Genomic DNA, 25,078 nt, shown 5'->3' on the forward strand with positions numbered 1-25,078 from the left:
TCGCTCAAGTTTCCTTGGCCTAGGCCCGCGGCCGGTACGGCACTGTGCCGGTGCTTTTGCCTGTTATCAAAGAGTCTCGCAAAAATGTAGCGCAGTGCGATATGACAGGATATAATAGCGTGGTGAACTGCCCGTGTAGGGTTGTTTCTTAGTAGAGGTTAAACAAAATGGCAAAATTCGGGCGAACCGCCCTCTTCTCGCTTCTCGCGGGCTTGACCACTGCCGCTAGCGCCCAAATCGTCAACGGGGACTTTGAGACCGGAAGTCTGGGCCCGTGGGTCGTCGGCTTTACGAGCAACGGTGCCACCCAGGTCCAGGACGTCGTCCGGTACGACATCGACGGGCCGGGGCCGAAGGGCACGAACTTCGCATCTCGGTTCCAGGTCGGCAACGCCAACACACCAAACCAACAGAACCAGGGCGTCATCGTGACCCAGAACATCACCCTTATCGGTGGCACGAACTACACCCTGTCCTTCGACTACTCCTCGTTTAACTTTGGAGCTTCGAACAATGCGGACGGAGGCTACTACGCGGTCTTCGTGAACGGGTCGCAGCTTGGCGGCGTCGAGACGGGCGCCATCAATGTGGGCGCTTCTAGCTACGGGAGCGTCAACGCAAACTTCCTTGCGAACACCACTGGGGTTTATCAGGTCGGCTTCGTCATCGGACGCGACTTTTTGTCGACCGCCTCGATCTACCAGTACGTGGACAACTTCGAGGTCGTGCCGGAGCCCGCGACGATGCTCGTCCTCGGCTCGGGACTCGCGGCTCTCGCCGCCCGCCGCAGGAAAGTCTGAACCTAGGCTCACAAAGGCGTCAGATCCCCGTTCGGTCGCCGAGCGGGGATCGACTATTTGCCGATACAAAAGTCCGCGAAGACGCGCTCCAGGATGTCCGGCGTCGCCGTCTCCCCCGTGACCTCGCCCAGGTGGCGGAGGGCGGCGCGGAGGTCCACTGAAGCAGGGTCGGTGGGCAAGCCGGACGCAAAAGTCTCCTGCGCCCGCGCCAGCGCTTCACGGGCTTGCTGGAGCGGGGCCGCGTGCCGAGCGGCGATCGGCGCCAGGCCGCCCGCCCCGAGTCCCTTCGGAACGTGGGTGAGGAGAGCGTCCACCCCTTCGCCCGTGAGAGCGGAAACGTTCTCCCCGAAGTCCGACCGGGCGAGGTCGCACTTGTTGGCCACATAGAGGTCGGCCCGGGGAAGCTGCTCCTCGCCGGGCCAGGGAAGGGTCGCGTCCCAAACGTACCAAACCTGGTCGGCCTCCTCCATCGCCTGGATCGAGCGGCGCACCCCTTCCGTTTCCACCTCGTCCGCGGTTTCGCGCAGACCGGCTGTGTCCACGAAGCGGCATAAGAGCCCGTCGATCTCGACGAGTTCCTCAAGCGTGTCGCGGGTGGTGCCCGCATGGGGGGAGACGATCGCCCGCGACCGCCGCAAGACCGCGTTGAAGAGGGAAGACTTGCCCGCGTTCGGGGGGCCGACCAAGGCAATCGTGAAGCCCTCGCGGACGTGCCGCCCCCTCTTCTGGGTCTCCAGCATGGCCCGGATCTGCTCCTCCGCGTCTCCGCAAAGGGCGGCGGCCAGTCCCCGGTCCACCTCGCCGACCTCCTCGCTGAAGTCGGTGCTCGCCTCAACCATCGCCAGGACTCGGACGATGGGCGACCTTGCCGCTTCGACCTGCTCGAGCAGCCCGCCCTCCCGCTGACGGTTCGCCAACTTCAGCTGCGCTTCTGTGAGCGCTGCCACCGTGTCGCGCACGGCCTCCGCCTGGGTGAGGTCGATGCGGCCGTTCATAAAGGCGCGGTACGTAAACTCGCCCGGCTCCGCCGTCCTTGCCCCCGCCTGAAGGCAGGCTTCGAGAAGGGCCCGGACTGAGGCCGGCGAGCCGTGGGTGCTGAGCTCGACCGACTGCTCGCCCGTATAGGACGCGCCTTCGGCGAAGGGAAGGGCAAGCCCGTCGTCCCCGTGGCGGAAACGACCAAAGAGGGCTGATCTCGCGACGACCGTTTCGGGCCAGGGAGCGAAGACCTGGCTTGCGACGGACCACGAGCGCGGCCCGCTCAGTCGAACGGCCGCGACCGCGCCGCCGGGAGCCGTGATCGGAGCGACGATGGTGTCGGTGAGGTCCACTCCGCCATTGTGCCGCGGGCCCGCCCGCCCCTTGTGCGAGCGGGCTGCGTGCATTTCGCCAGATCGCATGGCTTCCAAGTGCCACAATGCTCGGCAATGAGACTTTTCCTCGACACCGGCATGGTCGACGAGGTTCGCCGGGCCGCTGAGTGGGGCGTCCTCGACGGCGTCACCACAAACCCGACCCTCATCGCCAAGGCCGGCCGGGGCTTTCGCGAGACCGTGCTCGAGATCTGCGACGCCTGCCCCGGCGGCGCGATCAGCGCCGAAGTCGTCGCCACCGACTATGAGACCATGCTCAAGGAAGCCGAGGAAATCGCCTCCTGGCACCCGCAGATCGTCGTCAAGGTGCCGATGATCGAGAGCGGGGTCCGCCTCGTCTCGGAACTCTCCGAGCGCGGGATTAGGACGAACGTGACCCTGGTCTTCAGCGTGAGCCAGGCCCTCCTTGCCGCGAAAGCGGGCGCGACCTTCATCAGCAACTTCGTAGGGCGCGTGGACGACGTTTCTGGCGACGGCATGGAGGCGGTCGAGGCGACTGTCGAAATGGTCGAGGACTACGGCTTTGAGAGCGAGGTGCTGGTCGCGAGCGTCCGGCACCCCATGCATGTGGCGCAGGCCCTGGCGTGCCGCGCCCACATCGCCACAATGCCCTTTAACGTTATGGCCCAGCTCTTTAAGCACCCCCTGACCGACAACGGCCTCACCCGGTTCCTGGACGATTGGCGCGAAGCGGGACTCAGCATCTTCGACCGCGCGGCGGTGTCGAATTGACGCGCACGCTTTGGCTGACGCTCCTGGCGGCGGCGATATTGCTGCTGGCCGGATGCCAGCAGCCGCCCGCGAGCGAAGACCCGGCCACCCCCGGTAGCCCGGCACCCGCCACCACGACAGGCACCGTCTCCGAAGTCCAGGCGGAGAAGCCCGCTGGGGAACCGGTCACGCCCGTCGAGAAGAAGGCAGAGAAGCCCAAGGGCGACGTCTCCAAAGCCGACCCTAAGCTCTTCGGCACCTACAAACTGATGCTCACGGCGGCGCAGATGAAGCAGATCGACGACGAGCTTGCCAAGGTGAAAGCCGCGGCGGCCGCGGGCGAAAAGGACGCGGCTGCGGCCCTGCCGATGATCGAGCAGGCGGCCCAGGCGGCCAAGAACATGACCCTCACCTTCACGAAGGACGCGCGGTACAAGGCCAACTTGCCGGGACAGGCGGCGATCGGCGCCATTCGGGTCAACGGCAAGTCCGTCACGCTCGTGCCGGACGATCCGCCCGAAGCGGGCAGCGGCCTCCCTCCGGAGACCGTGGTCACTTTCGACGCGGCCAAAGGCACACTTACCATGACATCGCCTGGCGACGACGAGGTCATGACCTTTAAGAAACAGTAACGTCGGGCAAGTCCATCCCTGGCGAGCCGTCGCCGGGGATCCACCCCTACTTTAGGCGTTTTGGCACGGTTGCAAGCCCAGAAGTGCCCTCCGATGTGGGCCAGTCCTGAGCGAACGGGCATCGACCGGTGCACAATCGTCGGGTAACGGTTGCCTCAGGGGGCCGCCGTCGCCCCCAAATCCCCCAGGACGAGACTCATATGCCCCGTTCCCACCCACTGGAACTCATCCGCAATATCGGTATCGCCGCCCACATCGACGCGGGCAAGACAACGACGACCGAGCGCATCCTCTATTACACCGGTAAGACGCACAAGATCGGTGAAGTGCACGAGGGCGCGGCCACCATGGACTGGATGGAGCAAGAGCAGGAGCGAGGCATCACGATCACGTCAGCCGCCACCTCGTGCTTCTGGCGCGGCAGCAATGAAGACAAGCCCGAGCACAAGATCAACATCATCGACACGCCGGGCCACGTCGACTTCACGGTCGAGGTCGAGCGCTCGTTGCGCGTGCTCGACGGCCTTGTCGCCGTCTATTGCGCGGTCGGCGGCGTCCAGCCGCAGTCCGAAACGGTCTGGCGCCAGGCGAACAAGTACAAAGTTCCGCGGATCGCCTACATCAACAAGATGGACCGCCTTGGCGCGGACTTCTTCTCGGTCGTGACCCGCATGCGGGAGCGCCTGGGCGCGAACGCGGCCCCGATCGTCATCCCGATCGGCGCTGAGAGCGACTTCCAAGGCTATATCGACCTGCTCACGATGAAGGCCACGGTCTACACCAGCGACGACGGCAAGACTTTCGACATCCGGGACATTCCCGAGAACCTGCAGGCGACCGCCGACGAATACCGCGAAAAACTGATCGAGTCGATCTCCGACTTCGACGACACGATCATGGAGCGGTTCTTGAACGGCGAGGACATCCCCCTCGACGACCTGAAGAAGGCGCTCCGCGCGGGCACCATCGCAGGCTCGGTCGTCCCCGTCCTCTGCGGCTCCAGCTTTAAGAACAAGGGCGTCCAGATGCTCTGCGACGCGGTCATCGACTACCTGCCGTCCCCGCTGGACGTTGTGGACGTGACCGCGCTCGACCCGCACTCCGAGAAGGAAGTCGTGCGGCACGCGACCGACGACGAGCCCTTCACGGCGCTCGCGTTTAAGATCATGTCCGACAAGTTCGTCGGCCGCCTGACCTATATCCGCGTCTATTCCGGCGTGCTCAAGAAGGGCACGCAGGTGAGCGTCTGCTATCGAGACCCGCAGACGAACGACCTGAGGGTTCGCACGGAGCGCATCGGGCGCATCATGGAGATGCACGCGAACAAGCGCGAGGACGTCGACGACGTGAGCGCAGGCGAGATCGTCGGCGTCATCGGCCTTAGCGACGTCCGAACGGGGTACTCGATCTGCGCGGGCGACCATCCGGTCGCGCTCGAATCGATCAAGTTCCCTGAGCCGGTCATCCAGATCGCGATCGAGCCTAAGAGCCGCGCCGACCAGGAGAAACTGGGCACCAGCCTTCAGCGCTTGGCCGAGGAGGATCCGACCTTCCGCGTCTTCACCGACCCCGAGTCTGGCCAGACGATCATCAGCGGCATGGGCGAGCTCCACCTGGAGATCATCGTCGACCGGCTGAACCGCGAGTTCGGCGTGCAGGCGAACCAGGGCAAGCCGCAGGTCGCCTATCGCGAGACGATCAGCGCGCCGGCCAAGGCCGACGGCAAGTTCGTCCGCCAGACGGGCGGTTCCGGCCAGTACGGCCACTGTGTGCTGGAAGTCGAGCCGCTCGAGGTGGGACAGGGCTTCGTCTTCGAGAACAAAGTCGTGGGCGGCGTCGTGCCGAAGGAGTACATCCCGGCGATCGAAAAGGGCGTAAAGGAGGCGATGCTCGCGGGCGTCGTTGCCGGCTATCCCGTGGTCGATGTGAAGGTCATGGTCGTGCACGGCAGCTACCACGAGGTGGACTCGAACGAGAACGCCTTTAAACAGGCCGGCATGATCGGGTTCCGCGAAGCCATGAAGAAGGCCAAGCCGATCCTGAAGGAGCCGATCATGCATGTCGAGGTCACGACCCCGGAGCAGAACACCGGCGACGTGGTCGGCGACCTGAACGGTCGGCGCGGGCGGATCGAGAAGATGGACAGCGCCGCGGGCGGCGTCTCGATCATCACGGCCCACGTGCCGCTGAGCGAGATGTTCGGCTACGTGACCACCCTCCGGTCTCTGACCCAGGGCCGCGCCAGCCCCAACGTCACCCCCTCGCACTACGAGGAGGTTCCGCGCAACATCGCCGAAGAGATCATGGCGAAAGCCCAGATGGGCAACTAAGGGCCAAGGGCCAGGAACACCGTTCCTGGCCCTTTTTGCTTGCCTTTGCCCTTTCCGCGTGGTTGGCCCTGGCTCGCACGGCCCGAACGCGGCAACAAGTCAGCCTTAGGTAAGGACGGCTTGTATTTTGATCAGCCTAAAGGTATGTTGTCAGTGTGATGAGAAAGCTTCTCTCGTTGGGAGCGTTCATGCTCCTGTGCACTCTAGCGGCCTTCGCCACGGCCGTTGAATCCTATTCCGGATCCTGGGAAATCTCCCGCGGGGCCCGTGGCACGATCAGGATGACCGTGTCGAACGACCGCGTGACCGGCAGCATGACCGACGAAGGCTGGTACGACATGACCGGCGAGAGGCGCACAGGCCGTATCGACGGCACATTGACCGGGCGAAACGCCAGGTTCACGGTTTACTGGAGCACGGGCGCCACCATGGAGTTCAACGGCCGCTTCAGCCGCGCCAACCATGAGTTCGAATTCAACGGGACGCGGAAGGTCAACGGAAAGAACGACCGCGACACGAGCCTCAAGATTCATAGCTACCACCAGGGTTACAACCCCAACGACCCGACCGGCATTTGGGAAGGCAGCTTCAACTATTCCGGCACGGGCGGACGCGCCAAGATCCGCGTCGACCATAACGACGAGTTCACCGGCACCATGTACGGCGACGACGGCCGCAAATGGAAGGTAAGCGGCCGGTTCAACTCAGATAGGAACGCCGTGCGCATCAAGATCGATTCCGGAGCCAGCAAGCGCGAGTACACCGGCAAGTACGAGAAGATCGGAGATGGACGCATCCGTCTCAGTCTCAATGACGACGGCATCAAGCTGAGCGTGACTTTACGCAAGAACTCCTAGAGATTCGTGCCGCCCTTTCCGCTTGACGGAAGGGGCGGCATGCTAGAATTAGTCGGAGATGTTCGCCTTCACGCTCGCAATAGCCGGCCTGCTGGCGGGCCCGCCGACCCTATCGGAGCCGGTTCGGCTCCAGGCCGCGGGCAAGGACATCGTCGCCGGGAACGGCCACGCCGCCCCTTGGCTCCACGATTGGGACGGCGATGGGAAGCTCGACCTCCTGGTCGGGCAGTACGCCCACGGTCGCCTCATGGTCTATCGCAACATCGGCACGAACAAAGAGCCGCAGTACGCGAAGGGCAAGGCGTTCAAGCCGGAGGGCACGGGCGCAGAGATCAACTATGGGTGATGCGTCGGCTTTACTCCACAGGTTGTGGACGTAGACGGGGACGGAAAGCTTGACCTCGCCACTGGCGAGTTTGCCCCCGGCAACATAGTCTGGTTCAAGGGCCTCGGCAAAGCAAAGTTCGCCGATTGGAAGACCGTCCCGGAGACCCCCGATGAAAAGCAGGACTGGGCGGCCAGCACCGTTTTCTTCACGGACTGGGACGGCGACGGAGACCTTGATATGGTCATCGGGGGCTATGGCGGCGACATCTATTACAACGAGAACGTCGGTTCACGACCGGAGCCGAAGTATGGCAAGCGCACCTGGCTCATGTCGGAAGGCAAGCCGATCCTGGTCGGCATGAAGAGCCAACCGGTCGTGGTCGACTGGGACGGAGACGGCCTGGCCGACCTCTTGACGGGGGACAACGACGGCCTCGTTTTCTTCTTCCCGCGCCTTGCCGACGGCTCGCTGGGGCCGCGACAGCCGGTCCGGGTGGGAGGGGCCCCGCTCAAGATCGACCACCGAGTCAAGATCCACGTGGCGGATTGGAACGGCGACGGCGTCATGGACCTGCTCGTAGGGACCTGCGTCGAGAAGGAGCCCGTCATGAAGGGCGACTCCTACGAGAACTACGACGGCTACGTCTACGTCTTGGTCGGCAAGCGGGGGTAGCGCAGCGTCAGCTGGCGAAGTCCCAGGGGTCGCGCTGCTTCCCGGCCAGCTCGTCCACCACCGCGTCGGTCTGCCGCAACCGGGCGCTCAGCACCCTGGAGAGGTTGGCAAGCATGTGGAAGCCAACGTCCTTGTGGGTCACCATGTAGTTCCGCAGCTCCCTGGCGGGCAACCGCGCATAATGCACGGCGCTCTTGCAGACGGCGTTCGCGCTCCGCGGCTGGTCGTCCACCAGGGCGACCTCGCCGATCACCGACCCCGGCCCGATCTCGGCCAGCTTTTCGCCGTTCAGGCTGGTGATGGTGACCGTGCCGTCCAAGACGACGAAGAGGTCGCAACCCTTCTCCCCGCGCCTGCAGATGTCTTCGTTGGCCAGCTTCGTCTCGAAAGAGGCCAGCTCGATGAGCTCGTCGATCTTGTCGTCCGGAAGCCCATAGACGAGGTAGTTCTGGCGGAAGACATCGTGGCGGCCTGATTCCATGGTCGCCTTGCATCTTACCGGCCAGGCTATTCCGGAAGTACCGATACGAGCGCGGCCCCGGAGGAATCTTCCCCCAGGGCCGTGCAGCGAAGGATGGCTGGTGCCTCAGCGAGAGCGGCGGCGGCGGATGAGCGCCACGACGCCAAGACCGAGCGCGGTCATCGTGGCGGGCTCCGGAACGACCTTCAGCGCAAGGTCGTCGTAGTAGACCGAGGTCTGACCGTTCGCGAAGAGGTCGATCGCGCCGACATTCAGGGCGCCACCGTTCTGAGTCCAGGTGCCCGTCGAAACGGTCTGGTTCATCAGCGAGACGGTGCGGAAGTCGTTGGTAAGGTCGATGGCGACCTTGAAGTCCATCCAGGTGTCGCGCAAGAAAGCGACCGGGGTGGCGGTGCCGTTGTCGTCCGTCACCGTGCCCAGCGCACCCTGGAACTTCATCTGCACGCTCCAGTGGGCGTTGATCGTGCCCGGGTACGTGTTCATCATGATGAAGTAGGAGTCGCCGCGCATCGCGGTCGGGACGTAGACCTTGCCCGTGAACTCCCAAAGGCCGCTGTTCGCGCCCGTGAACTTCTGGACGAGGTCGCTCGCGCCGCGGATGTCGACCGAGTTCGGGTTGCTGGCGGACTGGGCGTTGGTGACGAGAGCGCCCGCGCCCGCATTGCCCTCCCAGCCTTCCCAACCGTTCACGTTGTGGAGTTGCTGGCCGTTTTGGTAGCTGTCGAAGTTGTCGCTCCATTGGGCGTTGGCCAGTACGGCGCCAGTGATAGCAGCGAGCATCGCAAATTTCTTCATGTAATCCTCTGAGACTAGAGCCACCTAGAAAGGTGCTACCACCGATTATAGTAGAACGAACATTCCAATTACCATAAGAAAAGTATAAGCAGGTAAATGTCTCAGCAGACACTTTTTATTCAGCGCCGAGCGGCCCTCGCCCGCGTAGAATCCCGCGAATGCCCGAGTTGCCCGAAGTCGAGGCGGTGCGGAGGCTGCTGGAGCGCGTTGTCGCTGGGCGGCGGATCGTCCAAGCAAACGCCGCAGACGACCCGATCGTCTTCAAAGGGTCCTCCGAACCCGTGGTGGCCGCGCTCCTCGGTGCGCGCGTTAAGGCGGTCGGGCGGAAAGGGAAGGTTTTCTGGCTGGAGTTGGAAGACGGGCCCGCCGTCATGGGGCACCTCGGCATGAGCGGATGGATCCGCGAGGTGAGCGGGACGGGGCCCGAAAAGCGCCTCGTCAGCCACGGGAACGCGCCCCTCGACGACCCCGAGGGCCAGCCGCGGTTCCTCAAACTTCGGCTCGCCACGGACGAGCAGCGGACGGTCGCGTTCACCGACGCGAGGCGGCTGGGTCGGGTCTGGCTCGCCTCCAGCGCGGCAGAAGACCCGATGCTCAGAGCGCTCGGCCCAGACGCTTGGCTCGAACCCTACAACCCGCCGCGCCTCGCGAAGGCCCTCGCCGGACGCACCGCGCCCATCAAGTCGCTGCTGCTGGATCAGCGCCTCTTCGCGGGGGTCGGCAACTGGGTCGCGGACGAGGTGCTCTACCAGGCCCGCATCGCGCCGGCCCGCCCGGCGGGCACCCTCAACGCCAAGGAGAGGGGCGCCTTGGTGCGGGCGCTCAAGACCGTGCTCGACCTCGCCGTGGAGGTGGAGGCCGATGCCGACCGCTACCCAGAGGGCTGGCTCTTCCACCACCGCTGGGGAGGGCGCAGGGGCAAGGACGAGATCGAGGGACGGCCGATCCGCCGCGAGACGATCGGCGGCCGCACGGCGGCATGGGTGCCCAGCCTCCAGCGCTGAAGAAGCCGCCGCGATTTGGCCCTGTGATCGCATTTGCAGGTCTTCGTTCGTCCATCCATCGGGAACGAAACACGGCGGTGGGGAAAAGGTGGTGATAGCCTCGCAAGTAGCCGTGAAGGATTTCGTGACTGCGACCTAAAGAGGGGTGCCCGCCCCGGCAGGTGCGTCGGCCACGGCGAGCCAACCCGTCTTCCCGCTCCTTTGGAGGCTCCACCCGACGAGCAGGAGAACCCCGCCAGCGGTAAGGAACGCGAGGTCCGCGAAGGTCTGCGCGTCGCGGTCCGCATATTCCAGGACGTGGTGCAAGCGAAGGATGTGGTGGTCGACGATGCCTTCCACCAGGTTGAAGAGGCCCCAGCCGGACACCCACCGCCGGCGACGACGCGGCCAGACCACGGGACGTCGCGCCGGAGACCCGCTCGGTAAAGGGCCACGAGCCCGATCATGGTCACGAGCCAGACGCCCCCGTGGAACAAGCCGTCCCAAACCATGTTCGTCTTGGCGCTGGCGAGGTCCGTGACCGGGACCACGGCCGAGAGCATGTTGTGGACTTGGAAGACCTGGTGGAAGACGATGCCGTCCACGAAGCCGCCCATGCCGATGCCGAGCAGGGTGCCGGCCGTGACAAGGGGGCCGAAGTGGTAGGCCCGGGAGCCAGTGCCTCCGTTCACTTGGCGATCGGCCTTTCAAAGCGCCCGAGCGCAACGGCGGCCATCCCCATCAGGGCGAGGGGGAGGAGCAGGATGGTTAACGTTTGCCCGAGGGCGGGGGTGAACACCTCCGCCATCGCCTGCAATCGGCACTCGGAACACGACTTGGCAACCGGGCAGCAGAGGACGGCGGCGCCCGCAAGGCAGAGAAGTCTCATGGTCGTTCGCGGCAAGCTCCAAGCTTTAACCGATAAACGACAGAACGGGCGGGAAGCTAGAACTTTACGCTGACCGGCTCGCGGTGGGCCGAGTCTTCGATCTCGAAAAGCTCGCGCGGCTTGAACCCAGCCGTGGACGCGAAAATGCTCGAAGGGAAGCTCTCGATCTTCGTGTTGTAGGCCGTGACCACGTCGTTGTAATATTGGCGAGAGAAGGAGATCTTGTTCTCGGTGCCGCGCAGCTCCTCTTGGAGCTGCATCATGACGCTGTCCGACTTGAGTTGCGGATACCCTTCGACAAGCCCGAAGAAGCCTTGCAGGGCGGCCGCCACCTTCGCCTCGGCCTCGGCCTTCTCGTGGACGGTGTTCGCGGCGAGGGCCTGGTTGCGGGCTTGGATGACGCGCTCGAGCGTGTCCTTCTCGTGCTGCATGTAGCCCTTGACGGTCTCCACCAAGTTCGGGATGAGGTCGTAGCGCCGCTTGAGCTGCACGTCGATCTGGCCCCAGGCGTTCATCGTCTGCCGCCGGAGCGAGACGAGCCCGTTATAGGTCGCTATCGAATAGACGAGAACGATCGCTAGAACCCCGAGGACGACCCAAACGTACACGACTTACGGTACGGGCGAGGAGGCCTCAACGTTGCGCCTCTCTGCGCAATTCTACGGGTTCCACCCCTTTCCGCCAGAACTTTAGAGTTCCGTCCTCGTTCATTTCGAGTTTGCGTTCGCCCCCCATGCCCGCCGCCTCCGAGCCCATGCGCTCGGGAACCCGGCCCATGACGCGCTCGACGACCAAGGTCGCGGACTTCCCGGAAGAGAGCACGCGCCCGGTCTTGTCAAATCCCGCCTCGATCAACGTGAAGGAGCCGTCCGGCTTGATCGTCAGGGTCACTTTGGCCAGGCTCGCCTCAACGGGGTCGTTCTCGTGGCCCTTGGGCAACTCATAGCGGCCGACCCATTCTCCGGACCAGTTCTGACGGTCGGCGCAGCCGTATTGGCCCAGCGCGACCAACGCTATACTTACCTGCAGTGCCCACGATCTCACCAGATACCTACCGATCTATGGGTTTGACGACGGAAGAGTACGAGACGATCCTTCGGCTCTTGGGCCGCGAGCCGACGCAGACGGAACTGGGCATGTTCAGCGTGCAGTGGAGCGAGCACTGCTCCTATAAAAGCTCCCGCTCCGTCCTGAGCCGGTTCAAGCGCTACCGCGAGGCGATCGAGGGCGACGGACTGGAGAACGCGGGCGTCATCGACGTCGGCGACGGGCTCGGCATTGTCATGAAGGTCGAGTCGCACAACCACCCCTCGGCGGTGGAACCTTACCAGGGGGCGGCGACCGGGGTCGGCGGCATCATCCGCGACATCCTGACGATGGGTGCGCGGCCCATCGCCTCGCTGAACTCGCTCCGCTTCGGGCCGATCCGTGAGGGCATGACGGATGACCCGACCGTCGCCCGCAACCGCTACCTCTTCGAGCGCGTCGTGGCCGGAATCGGGGGCTATGGCAACTGTGTGGGCGTGCCCACGGTCGGGGGCGAGGTGGACTTCCACCCCGGATATTCCGGCAACCCGCTTGTGAACGCGATGAGCGTGGGCGTGGTGCGGCTGGACGCGGTGACGACGGCGGCGGCGGGCGGGGTCGGGAACCCCGTGCTCTACCTGGGCTCGGCGACCGGGCGCGACGGTATCCACGGGGCGAGCTTTGCCAGCGAGAACCTCGGCGAGGACAGCGAGGCGAAACGGCCGAACGTCCAGATCGGGGACCCCTTTGCGGAGAAGCTCTTGATCGAAGCCACGCTTGAGGCGCTGGCCACGGGGGCGGTGCAGTCCATCCAGGACATGGGCGCGGCTGGGCTCACTTGCTCGACCACCGAGATGTCGTCCAAGGGCCAGGTCGGCATGGAGATCGACTTGGACCTCGTGCCGATGCGGGAGCCGGACATGACCGCCTACGAACTCATGCTGAGCGAGAGCCAGGAGCGCATGCTTTGCGTCGCTTATAAGGGGCGGGAGCACGATGTGGTCGAGGTCTTCCAGAAGTGGGGGCTGAACGCGGTCGTGATCGGCACCGTCACCGAGGGCGACGCCGTCCGGGTCTACCGGAACGGCCGGCTGGAGGCTTCCGCGCCTGCGGCCGCCTTCACGGACGGGTGCCCGGCGCGGAGCCTCTCGGGGAGCGCGCCAGAGTGGTTCGAGCAAGCGAAGGCCTTCGACGCCGGCGCGCTGCCGGACGTCGACCTGACCGTTTCACTCAAGCGCCTGCTCTCCTCGCAGACCGTCGCGAGCAAGCGCTGGGTTTTCCAGCAGTACGACCAAGAGGTCCAGACGCAGACGAAGACCGGTCCCGGCAGGGGTGATGCGGCTGTCCTCGCCTTGCGGGGCACCAAGCGCGGGATCGCGGTGACAATCGACGGCAATAGCCGCTGGGTGGCCCTAGACCCCTATGTCGGCGGCCTCCTCGCGGTCTGTGAAGCGGCGCGCAACGTCGCCTGTGTCGGGGCGAGGCCGGTCGGTGTTACCGACGGCTTGAACTACGGCGACCCCGGAGACCCCGAAGTGTTCTGGCAGCTTGACGAATCGGTGCGAGGGATCGCGGAGGCGTGCGAGGCTTTCGCCACACCGGTCGTGAGCGGCAACGTCAGCCTCTACAACAAGAGCGACCTCGGCGCGATCCCGCCCACGCCGATGATCGGCATGCTCGGGCTCCTGGAGGACGTGGACCACTCGGTCAGGATGGGCATCCGTCCGGGGTCCCGAGTCGGGTTGCTCTGGTACCCGGTGCCGCTCGGGCCCGGCCAAGGGCTGGGGGCGAGCCTCTTCCTCAGCGTGTGCCACGGATTGGCGATGGGGGTGCCGGTCCCCCCAGACATCGCGATGGAGAGGCAGCTCTGCGACGTCTGCGCCCGGCTAGCTGAGGAGAAGGCGGTCAGTTCGCTGCACGACGTCTCCGACGGCGGGCTGCTGGTGGCCTTAGTGGAATCAGCCCTGGCGGGCGGTTCCGGGCTAGACTTGCAGATACCGAGCGCTTTCCTAGAAAGTCGAAGGTTGGAGTCCACGTTTTTCGGCGAAGTCCCGGGCCTGATCGTCCTATCCGCCGGCCCCGAAAACGTGGAAAAGATCGAAGCGGCGGTGCCGCAAGGACTCAACCTCGCCTGGATTGGAAACGCGGTCGAGCCAGAAGCCGGGTTGGCGTTTAACCTTGAGAACGGCTTACGAGTGGAACTTTCCTATGGTGAAGCCCGTGGCCTTTATGAGGACAGCCTGTCACGGATCATGGACGATCAAGGATAGTCTAACATTGGTAGGTTCCTTACACCAGGCCGCTGTGATGTTCGTAGGAACCTGCCAATAAACATACGAGGAGCCCGTTTGGCTTCAGAGTTATCGATGAGAAGTGCGTTTATCGTCGCCAGTTGTCTGGCAGCCCTGCTTGCGCCCACATCTGGAATGGGACAATCGTCCCCGCAGAAGCAAGAGGTCAAGCCGCCCCGGGCATACCTAAAGAAGCTCCACGACGCGGTCACCCTCTTCACCGAGAAGGAAGACGCCGAAGGCTCTATCCAGGCCCTGAAGCCGCTCGCCCAGCAGCAGCCGGACTTCTTCGAAGTCCACGCCTGGCTCGGCTATGTCCAGCTCCGGAGCGGACGGACGGCGGAAAGCGTACCGTCGCTCGAACGGGCCAGGGCTATCCGGCCTGGGAACGAGGACACCCTCGTGAACCTCGCGGTCGCGTACACCGCCCTCAACCGCAGCGACAACGTCATCAGCATCTACCGTGACCTCGTCGAACTTCAGCCCGCGAACCCGAACTACCAGGCGAACCTGGGCGCCGCCCTGCTCGCCGACAACCGCCCGCAAGAGGCGCTTGTCCACCTGGAGCGCGCCCACGAAGCCGTCCCGGACGACCCCACGATCTTGGCGAACCTGGCCAGGGCCAGCGTCCAAGCCGGCAACGGCGATAAGGCGGAGGCCTATTTCAGGCGCGTCCTGTCCCTGGAGACCGATCGGGAGACCCGGGCCACAGCCCTGGCTTGGCTCGGCTATTACTCCCTCCAGGACGAGAACTACGCGGAAGCGGTGACCTCTCTGGAAGAGGCGGCGTCGCTGCGCGAGAACGACCTTGAGATCCTGAACAACCTCGCCCACGCTTACGCCCGGTCGAATCCCCCGCGTCGCGCCGAGGCCGCCCGCCTCTATAAGAGGATGTCCGAGCTGGATTCGGACCAGTTCACGCCTTGGTACAACCTCTCCGTCCTTTCCATCGAATCCGGTGACGCCGACGAGGCCGTTCGCGCAGGCGAAGAGGCCCTCAGGCGAAAGCCGGGCGACGCCCACACCCTCAACAATCTGGCGAAGGCCTACTCGATGAAGGGCGACGATCGCAAGGCGGCCGATGCCTACGGCAAGGCTGCCGACGCCGAGCCTTCGAACGCCGTGTTCCAGCGCAATGCCGGTGCGGCCTACGCCGCGATCGGGGACGTTGACCGAGCCTCCAAGTACATCGAGCGGTCGATGTCGATGGGCGAGAGCGACCCGACCCAACGCCAGGCCCTCGCCAGCGTGCGCTTGCGCCAAGGGCGATATGACGAGGCCATCCGCCTTCTTGAAGGCATGGAGGGCCAAGTCGGGAACGATCCGAAGGACCAGTCCACCTATTGGTACAACCTGGGCTACGCCCGCCAGCAGACCAACGACCTGCCCGGCGCACGCACCGCCTATGAAAAGGCGCTCGCCCTGACGCCGGACGACCAGGCCGTCCTGCGCAACCTCTCCAGCGTCTATATGGCGCAGAACGACTACGACGCCACCCTGCCGGTCTTCCTGAAGCTGAGCCAGATCGACCAGAACGACATGGAGGCGAAGCTCAACCTCGCCGCCGTCATGTACCGTTCGGGCCGCACCGCCGAGGCGGTGGAGTTCTGGAAGCAGTTCATCCGCGCCAACCCCGGCCGGAGCGACGTCCGCCTGAACCTGGCGAACGCCCTTTGGGACCTGCAGGACTTCGACGGCGCACGGTTCCACTGGCGCACGGTGCTGAAGCAGGACCCGAACAACGCCGAGGCGAACAACGGGGTCGGGCTCTACCAGCTCCGAGCTTCCGAGAATAAAGCTGCGGAACAGTCCTTCCGGACGGCGATTTCGGCACGACCGGACTTCATGCCACCGTATAATAACCTGGCAGTGACTTTGGAGCGTCAGAACCGCCGGAAGGAAGCGATCCAGGCCTTGGAAAAGGCCCTCTCCATCAATCCCGGCTTTGACGCGGCTCGACGCAACCTCGACCGCATGAAAAAAGCCGAGAGCGGCGGGTGACGTTCCACCTCCTGGTCAACCTCTTCCGCCCGGACGCCAGCCGGGCGGCGAGGACGACGGTGAGGTGGCTCAAAGAACGGGGCCACACCGTGGCCACAGACCGTGAAGCGGCGGCAGTCCTGGAAGTCGAAGGGCTGCCGCCGGAACGTCTGGCCGAAGCAGACCTCGTCATCAGCTTCGGCGGAGACGGGACCCTCATCCGGGCCGCGCACGTCTGCGCCGCCCGGGGGACGCCGATCCTGGGCGTTTATTACGGACGCTTCGGCTTCGTGACCCAGGTCAAGCCTGACGAGGTCGGGGCGGCGCTCAGCCAATTTATCGACGGCGTCTGCCGAATCCAGGAGCGCATGATGCTCCAGACCGATTTGCTACGGGGCGATAAGGTCGTCGCCTCGCTCCACTGCCTGAACGAATCCGTGCTGCAAAGGGCCGCGACCGCACGGATGCTGACCTTTGAGGTGAAAGTGGACGGTCGCCGCCTGAGCCGCTATCCGGCGGACGGCATCATGGTCTCGACTCCGACCGGCTCCACCGCGTATGCGCTCTCGGCGGGCGGGCCTGTCGTTGACCCCTCCCTTTACGCCATGCTGATCACGGCGATCATGCCGCACACCCTTTCGGCCCGGCCGCTCGTGCTCCATCCCGATTGCCAGGTCGAAATCGGTGCGGAAACGCGCGGCGACAGCGTCCTTTCTTGTGACGGGCAGAGTCGGTTGCACCTCTTGAGCGGCGACCGGGTGCGGATCACGCGCTCGCCGCGGGCCACCCGCCTCATCACCTTCGACGAGCATGACTTCCTTGAGAAACTCTCCGAACGCCTCCACTGGAGCCATGGCGACCTGTCGCGCGAATAGATGAGCGTCCTCGAAGTCAAAGACGCCTGTGTGGAGTTCCACACCGCGGGCAGGGTCGTGCTTGCGGTGGACCGGGTTTCGCTCTCCGTCGATGCGGGCGAGACGCTTGCCGTCGTCGGAGAATCCGGCTGTGGCAAGACGACGCTCGCCCGGGCCGTCCTCGGCCTGCAACCCCTTGTGCGAGGCGAGATCCGCGTCCAAGGCGAGCCCGTCCGCGGCGTCACCCGTCGCCAGGCCGAGCGGGTCGGCATGGTCTGGCAAGACCCCTTTGCAAGCCTTGACCCGAGGTGGCGCATCCAGGCCGCGATCGCCGAGCCTTTCCGACTTTCCGGCCGGCCCCCAAAGGTGGAGGAAGTGATGGAAGAGGTGGGGCTGGACACCGCGCTTGTATCTCGATTTCCCCACGAGCTCAGCGGAGGCCAGCGCCAGCGCGTCGCCATCGCCCGGGCCCTCGCCCTCAAGCCGCCCCTTGTCATCTGCGACGAACCGACCGCCGCTTTAGACCTCAGCATGCAGGCGCAGATTTTGAACCTGCTGCGCGACCTGCAACGCACGCTCAATTGCGCGTTCCTCTATATCTCGCACGACCTTTCCACCGTGCGCTTCCTGGCGGACCGCGTCGCTGTCATGTACATGGGCCAGATCGTCGAGAGCGGGCCGATCGAAGACGTCTTCGACCGCCCCGCCCACCCTTACACGGCCGCGCTGCTCGCCTCATCACCGACGCTTGAGACGCTTGGCAAGCTGCCCGCGGAAGTCGCTGGAGAGGTCCCGGATCCGCGCCAACTTGGTGCCGGGTGCCGGTTCGCCGGTCGGTGTCCGCGGGTCCTAGACTCGTGCCGCAGCGCTGGGCCTGAACGGCAACAGTGGACTACTCGTCTCGTCCTTTGTAACAACCCTATCCCGCAAAGCCAAACGACCAGTAGCGTTGCCGGGCCGGGGGTAAGTTAGGAGCTACCGAAGCTTTGCGAACTGCAATGCCCCCTGATCCGGTCGAATCATCACAACTTTACTCGCGCGAAATGCGTGAGTTGGAGCAAGACGTCTTGCAAATGGCCAGCCGCGCTGAAGCCATGGTCACCAAGGCGATCGCTTCCTTACAGTCCCTCGAAACCAGCGCCGCCTATGAGGTGATGGACGACGATGACGAACTGGACGTCCAGGAACTCTACGTCGAGCAGCGCTGCCTGAAGCTTCTTTCGGACCATCAATCCGACGAGAGCGAGCTCCGCGAGATCGGCACCGTGATCCGGCTTATCACCGACCTCGAGCGGATCGGGGACCTGGCCGTCGACGTCGCGAAGATTACTTTGAAAGTGGAGAAGGAACTTGGAGCGACGGACTATGTCGACATCCCCATGATGGCCAACGTCGCATGCAAAATGCTCCGTATGGCGATCCAGATGTTCGTCAAGAAGTCCGACGCGGACCTCGAAGAAGTCAGCTGCCTGGAGGAGCAGGTCGATTCGCTCTATCGCGATATTCGTGGCCAGATCTTCGCCTACATGATCCAGAACCCGGACAAAGTCGTGCCGGCGGGCTGGATGCTTTATGCGATCCATCACGTCGAGCGCATCGCGGACCACTCGCTCAACATCGCGGAGCGCGTCTCGTTCATGGTGACGGGCAAGCCCGCCGCCCACCCACGGGGGATCCGGTAGCGTGCCCCTCGTCTTGGTCGCGTTGCTCAGCATCCTCTCTCAGGAGGCGCCGCCCCAAGTCGTGAAGGTCACCGTGCGGGACGAGGTCGTCGGAACGGGGGAGGTCGCGGAACGGGGCACGGTGGCCACATGTGAGCTCGCCGTGTGGGTGGACGACCGCCTGAAGGTGGACACCGCCACAAGGCGCATGCCGTACCGGTTCAAAGTCTCGACCGAAGAGCGCGGGAATTGGCGCGGCCGGGTCGCCGGGCTGCGGGTGGGAGGTGTGCGCACCATCACCGTGCCAAAGGAACTTTTCGGCGAGGAAAAAATCAGCGTTTTTCAGGAGCCGGGCGCCGTCCGCATCCGGGTCGAACTGTTGGCTGTGACAAAATAGGCCCGCACCGTGAAGGCAGAGCTGGTCGAACTTTACAGGTTTCGGGAATTGCTCGCCGCTATGGTCGAGCGCGAACTGAAAATCCGCTACAAGAACAGCTTCTTAGGGTTCTTCTGGTCGCTCGTCAATCCTCTCGTGACCGTCATGGTCATGTGGTTGGTCTTCAAACTTTTCTTGCGCAATGGGACCGAGAACTATAGCGCCTACGTCCTGAGCGCTTACATCCCGTTCATGTTCGTCAACCTGGCGATCCTTGACTCGGCACAATCAATTATCGCGGCGCTTCCCGTCGTGAAAAAGGTCTATTTTCCGCGAGAGATCCTTCCACTTGCCAGCGTGATCGCAAACTTCATACACTTCATTCTCGCGATGACCGTCTTCTTCGGCTTTTTGCTCGCGGTTTGGGCGAGCACGGGTTTCACAACGACCCCCTTCACCTGGCGCATCACGTTCTTGCCGGTCTTGATGCTCGTGAGCCTGAGCCTGGCCACAGGCGTCGCGTTGATCGTCTCCGCACTTAACGTCTATTACGAAGACGTAAAGTATGTGATGAGCGTCTTCCTTTATCTGGCGTTCTTTTTGACGCCCATCATGTACTTCAGCGAGAACGTTTGGTACGCGCTCAGAGACAAGGGCTCGTTCGGACAATTCGCCTTCGTGCTCTTCCACTTGAACCCGGTGGCGATGCTAGCAACGGCTTACAAGAAGACGCTCGTGCCGCCCGGCCCGATCGACGTCGGCGGGGCGGAGGGCACCGTCGCCGCCCTTCAGTTCGATTGGGCCCTCTTCTCGGTGACTTGCGTGGTCTCCGTGGTCTGCCTTGTCGGTGGGTATGCCTTGTTCAACCGCCTGAAATGGGGGTTTGTGGAACGCCCATGACCCCAAGCGCCATCGAGATCGAGGGGCTGAAGAAAAGCTTCGTCTTATCCCATAGCGGAATCGGATCCCTAAAGACGGCTGCGCTCTGGTGGAAGAAACGGAAGGTGGAAAGGCTCGAGGTTCTGAAAGGCCTTACGTTCACCGTTCCTAAAGGACAATGTGTTGCAGTTGTCGGCAAGAACGGTGCGGGGAAGAGCACGCTCCTATCGCTCTTGGCGAACGTTTACCGCCCCGACCAAGGGACGATAAAGGTCCACGGCAGGATCGCTCCCCTGCTCGAGCTTGGCGCAGGGTTTCATCCAGATCTTACCGGCTTAGAAAACGTCCTGTTCAACGGCATGATCCTTGGCCTAAAGCGCAAGGAAGTGGTCGCACGTTTCGACGATATCGTAGAGTTTTCCGAGCTGAGCAGCCATATAGACTCGCCCGTGCGGACCTATTCTAGCGGCATGCTCGCACGGCTGGGTTTTGCCGTCGCCGTCCACGTCGACGCGGAGATCCTGATCGTGGACGAGGTGCTCGCCGTCGGAGACTACGCCTTTGAAGAAAAGTGCTACCGCTATATCGAGGGATTCAAGGCCCAGGGCGGCACCATTCTCTTTGTCTCGCACAATCCGGACAGCGTCCTGAGGGTGGCCGACCGTTGCCTCTGGCTGAAAGACGGCCAGGTCGAGATGGATGGAGAGCCCCGAGCCGTCCTTGGAGTCTACGAAAGTCAGGGCTGAGCGTCCCGGGGCATAGCCGGTCCCCGGAAGGGAGCGCTGAGGACCCGTGCGAAAAGCGTGACCCCCTGCCAACCCCGGCCGGGCTTCACGAGTGAGAGCGCCAGATAGCCAAAGAGCCGCATCAGCGCCCCGAAGCGATCCATCACGAAGCAGGCCGCCATCGCCGCGGGCCCATGGTGCTTCAAGAAGTAGAGCTCTTTTCCCCGGTTGTAGCGCGCCACCGACATCCACCGGTTCCCCGTGCTGGAGGCACCGAGTTCGTGTTCGAAGACCGCGTCCGGCACGTAGAGGATGCGCCCGTGACGCCGGAGTTTTCGGCAGAGGTCGGTGTCCTCGACGTACAAGAAATAGTCTTCGTCGAAGCGCTCCAACGGCCGGAAAAGGAGGCACGCGCCTTGGACCTGCCCGACTGGACGGGGCTCGCTTGAACCTGTGGAGAGGATTGCTCTAGTCGTCCAATAGGGGGCGAGGACGGGGTTGCGAGGGAAGGCCTTCTCCAGCAGGGTCTGCTCGCAGAACACGGCCCAGAGGGTCAATTCGTTCGCACAACTGTTTTGGGGCCGTTCTGTCCCGGGGTCTACGAGCTTGCCGCCGACTGCCACGACGCCAGGCTCGGCCGCTACCTCCAGCAGCCTGGCGACGGCGCCCGGCCTGGCCAGTGCGTCCGGGTTTAGCAAGAGGGCGAAGTCCGTCGCGACCGAGTCCAGTGCCTGGTTGTTCGCGACGCCAAAGCCCGCGTTGCGGTCGTTCGCGATCAGCCGTACCCAGGGGAACTCTTGGCGCACCATTGCGACCGAGTCGTCGTGGGAGGCGTTGTCCACTACCACGACTTCGGTCACGACGCCGGCACTGTGGTCGGCCGCAAGGCTGGCGAGACAGCGCCGCAAGGCGTCAACCGTGTTGTAGCTGACGACGATGACGGTAAGGCTCGGGGCGGGCGAGGGAGTGGGCAGTCCGCTATGAAAGACGAAGGGTGGTTCCTTGGAGTTGCCGGGAATTCCAGGTCAAACGGTACCTACAGTGAACGGACCGGTCCTAGCCGGACCTTTCCCTTAACATGCGCTTAACATGCGGGCTAAAAAATGTTCGGTATGCGTGGAACCCGTCCCGCGAGAGCCTTTACCCTTATCGAGCTCTTGGTGGTCATTGCGATCATCGCCATTCTTGCCGCCATTCTCTTCCCGGTCTTCGCCCAGGCAAAGGTCGCGGCCAAGAAGATCTCCGATCTCAGCAATACAAAGCAGCTCGGCGTTGCGCTTCAGATGTACCTGAACGACAACGACGACACGTACATGCCGAGCAACCACCGCGAGGACAACAACGCGGGGAACGAAGTCCACTGGAGCTGGATGCTGCTTCCTTACGTGAAGAGTGAGCAGATTTTCGTGAGCCCGGCCGACTCGATCAAGGGCTGGGCCCCCGGTTGCACGGACCGCTCCACGAACAACCGGGGCTATGGCGAGCCGCCGATGCAGCTCACCGTGGACGGCTGCGCCGCCCAGGGTTACCAGGCCGGCGTCTACACCAAGCAGGTGGGCCGCATCAGCTATGTGGCGAACCAGTCGGTCATCGGTCGCAAGCGCCAGGCAAGCGACACCGCAAACGTCGTGGTCGCCTCCGCGCTCGACCGCCCGTCCGGAACGATCCTGCTCGCCCCTGCCACCGAAAAGCAGTTCTGCATGCAGGTCTCTGCCGGTGGTGAGTTCCGCACGTATCGTCCGGCGTTCGGCATCGGCCGACGCAACCAAGGCGACCTCTCTGGCACCAGCGTCCCGACCAGCCCCTCGGATCTCCCGCTTGAGGCGCTCACCATCAGCGGCAATGTGAACGGCCAGCTAGGCAAGTTCGTCGGCAAGGGAATGGTCGGCGCCATCTTCAGCTGCGAACTCCGAACGACCAATGGCGGCCCTGCCCACACGCTGCGCTATACGCACAGCGGCCGGTTCGACCAAGGCAACAACTATGTCTTCGGCGACACCAGCGCCCGCTTTGTCCCGCTCTACCGAACGTTCGACGTGAAGAACTTCCTTTGGGGCATCCGCGCCTATTCGCTGAACGGCCTCCCGGTCGTCGATCCGGTTACCAAGCTCGAACTCGAGTAGACAGTCTCGCATCCAGGCCCCCCCTTCCCATTCCACGGGGAAGGGGGCTTCTTCGTGCCTGGACCTGCCCCCAGAAGCCTCTTGATGATTCCGCCAAGCCCCAGGCGCCCTTGAGCGGGAAGACGTTAGGGGAGGAAAGCCATGAACGACCGCTTTCCACCTCCCGGACAGGATCGAGAACACGAGACGCTGACTACGAACCAAGGCTGTCCCGTCGCCAATAACCAGGACCAGCTGACTGCCGGCCCGCGCGGCGGCACGCTCATGGAGGACTTCATCTTCCGCGAGAAGATGACCCAGTTCGACCACGAGCGCATCCCGGAGCGGGTCGTCCACGCCCGCGGGTCGGCGGCGCACGGTGTGTTTCGGGTCTATGACGACTCGATGAAGGAGTTCACTCGCGCGCGCTTCCTCACCGACCCCAGCCTGGAGACCGAGACGTTCACCCGGTTCTCGACCGTGGTCGGCAGCCGAGGCTCGGCCGATACCGTACGTGACGTCCGCGGTTTCGCCACGAAGTTCTACACGGTCGAAGGCGTCTACGACCTGGTGGGCAACAACATCCCAGTGTTCTTTATCCAGGACGGCATGAAGTTCCCGGACCTTGTGCACTCGATAAAGCCCGAGCCGCACCACGAAATGCCCCAGGCCAGCGCTGCCCACGACACCTTCTGGGACTTCATCTCGCTCACCCCAGAGGCGATGCACATGGTCATGTGGGTGCTTTCCGACCGGGCGCTCCCCACGAGCTACGCGAAGATGGAGGGCTTTGGGGTGCACACCTTCCGGCTGACCAACGCGGAGGGGCGGTCGACACTCTGCAAGATCCATTGGAAACCTACCGAAGGGCTCTCTTCTTTGGTCTGGGACGAAACACAAAAGATCGCGGGCAAGAACCCCGACTTCAATCGAAAAGACCTTTGGGAGCGCATCGAACAGGGCACCTTTCCCGAGTTCGAACTCGGCCTACAGCTCTTCACCGAAGAGGAGGCGGCGGGGTGGGACTTCGACGTGCTGGATGCCACCAAGATCGTGCCGGAAGAGCTAGTCCCGGTGCGCCGGGTCGGCAAGATGACGCTCAACCGCAACCCCGACAACTTCTTTGCCGAGACCGAGCAGGTCGCCTTCCATCCCGGCCACCTTGTGCCGGGCATCGACTTCACGAACGACCCGCTCCTCCAGGCGCGACTCTTCTCCTATCTCGACACCCAGCTCAACCGGTTTGGCGGCGTCAACTTTCACCAGGTGCCGATCAACCGCCCTCGATGCCCGGTCTTCAATAACAACCAGGACGGCTTCATGCGCATGGAGCAGGACAAGGGACGCGTCAACTACGAGCCTAACTCGCTGGCTGGGGGCAAGCCCCACGAAGACCGTGAGCGGGGATTCACCAGCCACCCCGAGCCTCAAGAAGGCGTGAAAACGCGCGGCCGGCCGGAAAGCTTCGACGACCATTTCAGCCAGGCCGAACTCTTTTGGAACTCCCAGTCCGAGCCCGAAAGGGAGCACCTCGTCGAGGCGATCAAGTTCGAACTTGGCAAAGTTGAGCATATGCATATCCGCGAGCGCATGATCCAGCTTTTCTACCGCGTCTCACCCGAGATCGCCGAGCGTGCCGCCCCCCACGTCGGAGTGGAGAAAGTAGATGGCGATATCAGCTACCTGGAGGAGACGACGTCTCGGACTCCGCGAAGCAAGCTTGCGCCTATTGGTTCGTCACCAGCGCTCAGTATGGAGAGGTCGCAGCGGACGGCCAGAGGGCGAAAGGTCGCGATCCTTGTCGCCGCCGGTGTTGCCGGCAATCAAGCGAATGAGCTTAAGCAAGCGCTGAAGCAGCACGACGTGACCTGTGAGGTGGTCGCCCCAATGAGCGGAAGGGTCGAGACCTCCGACGGTTCCGAAGTGATGGCCGACCATAATTTTTCAACCGCGGCCTCGGTGCTTTTCGACGCGGTCTACGTCCCCGGCGGCACCGGTGCGCTGGAGAAGCTCAAGTCGCAGGGCGACGCTGTGCACTTCGTGAACGAGGCGTTCAAGCACTGCAAGCCGGTCGCGGCGAGCGGCGACGGGGTCGGGCTTCTGGAAGCCTCCAACATTGTCGGCGTGAGCTTCGCTGAGGGGGCCAGCCTCCTCGAGGACAAGGGCGTGCTCACGACCCGGGCCGACTCAGCCGCCGAGCTGGCGCATGCCCTCGCCAACGCGCTTGGCCAACACCGCTTCTGGCAACGGGACAGAAAGGACGAGGTGCCCGCTTGAGGCTCTTTTGCGGTTCGGTTGCTTGAGTATTGGCCGGAACGGGCCGGGCGGCGTGG

26 protein-coding genes and 1 pseudogene are annotated in these 25,078 nt (G+C 63.7%); 18 read left to right on the plus strand and 9 right to left on the minus strand.

Annotation, left to right across the window (positions count from 1 at the left end; all coding sequences use genetic code 11):
- The first annotated feature begins 167 nt into the window (after positions 1-167).
- Entirely contained in the window at positions 168-800 is a 633-nt protein-coding gene (locus KF733_08170; GenBank protein ID QYK54978.1) for a PEP-CTERM sorting domain-containing protein, read from the plus strand.
- 53 nt (positions 801-853) lie between these two features.
- Here KF733_08170 and mnmE read toward each other — a convergent pair whose 3' ends face one another.
- Positions 854-2,131 (minus strand): tRNA uridine-5-carboxymethylaminomethyl(34) synthesis GTPase MnmE, encoded by a 1,278-nt coding sequence (mnmE, locus tag KF733_08175; GenBank protein ID QYK54979.1) that lies wholly within the window; start codon positions 2,129-2,131, stop codon positions 854-856.
- A gap of 96 nt (positions 2,132-2,227) precedes the next feature.
- Here mnmE and fsa point away from each other — a divergent pair, with 96 nt between their 5' ends.
- The 6 genes from fsa (at position 2,228) to KF733_08205 (ending at position 7,703) form a co-directional block, all read left to right on the plus strand.
- Positions 2,228-2,905, plus strand: coding sequence for a fructose-6-phosphate aldolase (gene fsa / locus KF733_08180; protein QYK54980.1), 678 nt, complete (start codon positions 2,228-2,230; stop codon positions 2,903-2,905).
- A complete protein-coding gene (locus KF733_08185; GenBank protein QYK54981.1) occupies positions 2,902-3,516 on the plus strand; it encodes a hypothetical protein in 615 nt (204 codons plus the stop codon). The genes fsa and KF733_08185 overlap by 4 nt, the downstream gene beginning before the upstream one ends.
- A 200-nt stretch (positions 3,517-3,716) precedes the next feature.
- A complete protein-coding gene (fusA, locus tag KF733_08190; GenBank protein ID QYK54982.1) occupies positions 3,717-5,846 on the plus strand; it encodes an elongation factor G in 2,130 nt (709 codons plus the stop codon).
- A gap of 158 nt (positions 5,847-6,004) precedes the next feature.
- Entirely contained in the window at positions 6,005-6,703 is a 699-nt protein-coding gene (locus KF733_08195) for a hypothetical protein (protein QYK54983.1), read from the plus strand.
- Between the two features lie 58 nt (positions 6,704-6,761).
- Positions 6,762-7,049, plus strand: coding sequence for a VCBS repeat-containing protein (locus tag KF733_08200; GenBank protein QYK54984.1), 288 nt, complete (start codon positions 6,762-6,764; stop codon positions 7,047-7,049).
- A 24-nt stretch (positions 7,050-7,073) separates the two neighbouring features.
- Positions 7,074-7,703: a VCBS repeat-containing protein gene (locus tag KF733_08205; GenBank protein QYK54985.1), complete on the plus strand. Its 630-nt coding sequence runs from the start codon at positions 7,074-7,076 to the stop codon at positions 7,701-7,703.
- 7 nt (positions 7,704-7,710) lie between these two features.
- On the opposite strand, the gene KF733_08210 is transcribed toward KF733_08205, so the two are convergent.
- Both KF733_08210 and KF733_08215 read right to left on the minus strand, forming a co-directional pair.
- Positions 7,711-8,184 carry a cyclic nucleotide-binding domain-containing protein gene (locus KF733_08210; GenBank protein QYK54986.1) on the minus strand — a complete coding sequence of 158 codons (474 nt, stop codon included), beginning with the start codon at positions 8,182-8,184 and terminating at the stop codon, positions 7,711-7,713.
- A gap of 105 nt (positions 8,185-8,289) precedes the next feature.
- Positions 8,290-8,964 carry a PEP-CTERM sorting domain-containing protein gene (locus KF733_08215; GenBank protein QYK54987.1) on the minus strand — a complete coding sequence of 225 codons (675 nt, stop codon included), beginning with the start codon at positions 8,962-8,964 and terminating at the stop codon, positions 8,290-8,292.
- 173 nt (positions 8,965-9,137) lie between these two features.
- Here KF733_08215 and KF733_08220 point away from each other — a divergent pair, with 173 nt between their 5' ends.
- Complete coding sequence (locus KF733_08220; protein ID QYK54988.1) at positions 9,138-9,983, plus strand: hypothetical protein; 846 nt, start codon at positions 9,138-9,140, stop codon at positions 9,981-9,983.
- A gap of 135 nt (positions 9,984-10,118) precedes the next feature.
- On the opposite strand, the gene KF733_08225 is transcribed toward KF733_08220, so the two are convergent.
- The 5 genes and pseudogenes from KF733_08225 to KF733_08245 all read right to left on the minus strand — a co-directional run bounded on the left by KF733_08225 (position 10,119) and on the right by KF733_08245 (position 11,862).
- Positions 10,119-10,349: a DUF2243 domain-containing protein gene (locus KF733_08225; protein QYK54989.1), complete on the minus strand. Its 231-nt coding sequence runs from the start codon at positions 10,347-10,349 to the stop codon at positions 10,119-10,121.
- A gap of 2 nt (positions 10,350-10,351) precedes the next feature.
- Positions 10,352-10,579 (minus strand): annotated as a pseudogene (locus tag KF733_08230) (DUF2243 domain-containing protein).
- A gap of 71 nt (positions 10,580-10,650) precedes the next feature.
- Positions 10,651-10,851, minus strand: coding sequence for a hypothetical protein (locus tag KF733_08235; protein ID QYK54990.1), 201 nt, complete (start codon positions 10,849-10,851; stop codon positions 10,651-10,653).
- 56 nt (positions 10,852-10,907) lie between these two features.
- On the minus strand, positions 10,908-11,459 hold the full coding sequence (locus tag KF733_08240; protein ID QYK54991.1) for a LemA family protein: 552 nt from the start codon (positions 11,457-11,459) through the stop codon (positions 10,908-10,910).
- Positions 11,460-11,484: 25 nt separating this feature from the next.
- Complete coding sequence (locus KF733_08245) at positions 11,485-11,862, minus strand: hypothetical protein (protein QYK54992.1); 378 nt, start codon at positions 11,860-11,862, stop codon at positions 11,485-11,487.
- Between the two features lie 17 nt (positions 11,863-11,879).
- On the opposite strand from KF733_08245, the gene purL reads away from it, so the two are divergent.
- The 8 genes from purL (at position 11,880) to KF733_08285 (ending at position 20,664) form a co-directional block, all read left to right on the plus strand.
- Positions 11,880-14,147, plus strand: a complete 2,268-nt coding sequence (gene purL / locus KF733_08250; protein QYK54993.1) for a phosphoribosylformylglycinamidine synthase subunit PurL — start codon at positions 11,880-11,882, stop codon at positions 14,145-14,147.
- A 96-nt stretch (positions 14,148-14,243) separates the two neighbouring features.
- Positions 14,244-16,169 (plus strand): tetratricopeptide repeat protein, encoded by a 1,926-nt coding sequence (locus KF733_08255; GenBank protein ID QYK54994.1) that lies wholly within the window; start codon positions 14,244-14,246, stop codon positions 16,167-16,169.
- Positions 16,166-17,023 carry an NAD(+)/NADH kinase gene (locus KF733_08260; GenBank protein QYK54995.1) on the plus strand — a complete coding sequence of 286 codons (858 nt, stop codon included), beginning with the start codon at positions 16,166-16,168 and terminating at the stop codon, positions 17,021-17,023. The genes KF733_08255 and KF733_08260 overlap by 4 nt, the downstream gene beginning before the upstream one ends.
- Positions 17,024-17,974: an ABC transporter ATP-binding protein gene (locus KF733_08265; GenBank protein ID QYK54996.1), complete on the plus strand. Its 951-nt coding sequence runs from the start codon at positions 17,024-17,026 to the stop codon at positions 17,972-17,974. It abuts the gene before it with no gap.
- Between the two features lie 71 nt (positions 17,975-18,045).
- Positions 18,046-18,684 carry a phosphate signaling complex protein PhoU gene (phoU, locus tag KF733_08270; GenBank protein QYK54997.1) on the plus strand — a complete coding sequence of 213 codons (639 nt, stop codon included), beginning with the start codon at positions 18,046-18,048 and terminating at the stop codon, positions 18,682-18,684.
- A gap of 1 nt (position 18,685) precedes the next feature.
- Positions 18,686-19,060, plus strand: a complete 375-nt coding sequence (locus tag KF733_08275) for an FKBP-type peptidyl-prolyl cis-trans isomerase (protein ID QYK54998.1) — start codon at positions 18,686-18,688, stop codon at positions 19,058-19,060.
- A gap of 9 nt (positions 19,061-19,069) precedes the next feature.
- Entirely contained in the window at positions 19,070-19,939 is an 870-nt protein-coding gene (locus tag KF733_08280; GenBank protein ID QYK54999.1) for an ABC transporter permease, read from the plus strand.
- Positions 19,936-20,664: an ABC transporter ATP-binding protein gene (locus KF733_08285; protein ID QYK55000.1), complete on the plus strand. Its 729-nt coding sequence runs from the start codon at positions 19,936-19,938 to the stop codon at positions 20,662-20,664. The genes KF733_08280 and KF733_08285 overlap by 4 nt, the downstream gene beginning before the upstream one ends.
- Here KF733_08285 and KF733_08290 read toward each other — a convergent pair.
- Entirely contained in the window at positions 20,655-21,662 is a 1,008-nt protein-coding gene (locus tag KF733_08290) for a glycosyltransferase family 2 protein (GenBank protein QYK57162.1), read from the minus strand. The genes KF733_08285 and KF733_08290 overlap by 10 nt on opposite strands.
- Positions 21,663-21,755: 93 nt before the next feature.
- Between KF733_08290 and KF733_08295 the strand changes: the two genes are divergently transcribed.
- Together KF733_08295 and KF733_08300 are read left to right on the plus strand one after the other, a co-directional pair.
- Positions 21,756-22,766, plus strand: coding sequence for a prepilin-type N-terminal cleavage/methylation domain-containing protein (locus KF733_08295; GenBank protein QYK55001.1), 1,011 nt, complete (start codon positions 21,756-21,758; stop codon positions 22,764-22,766).
- A 141-nt stretch (positions 22,767-22,907) separates the two neighbouring features.
- A complete protein-coding gene (locus KF733_08300; protein ID QYK55002.1) occupies positions 22,908-25,022 on the plus strand; it encodes a catalase in 2,115 nt (704 codons plus the stop codon).
- The last annotated feature ends 56 nt before the right edge of the window (positions 25,023-25,078 follow it).

Source organism: Fimbriimonadaceae bacterium, assembly GCA_019454125.1.
In the GTDB taxonomy this organism is placed as follows: domain Bacteria; phylum Armatimonadota; class Fimbriimonadia; order Fimbriimonadales; family Fimbriimonadaceae; genus JALHNM01.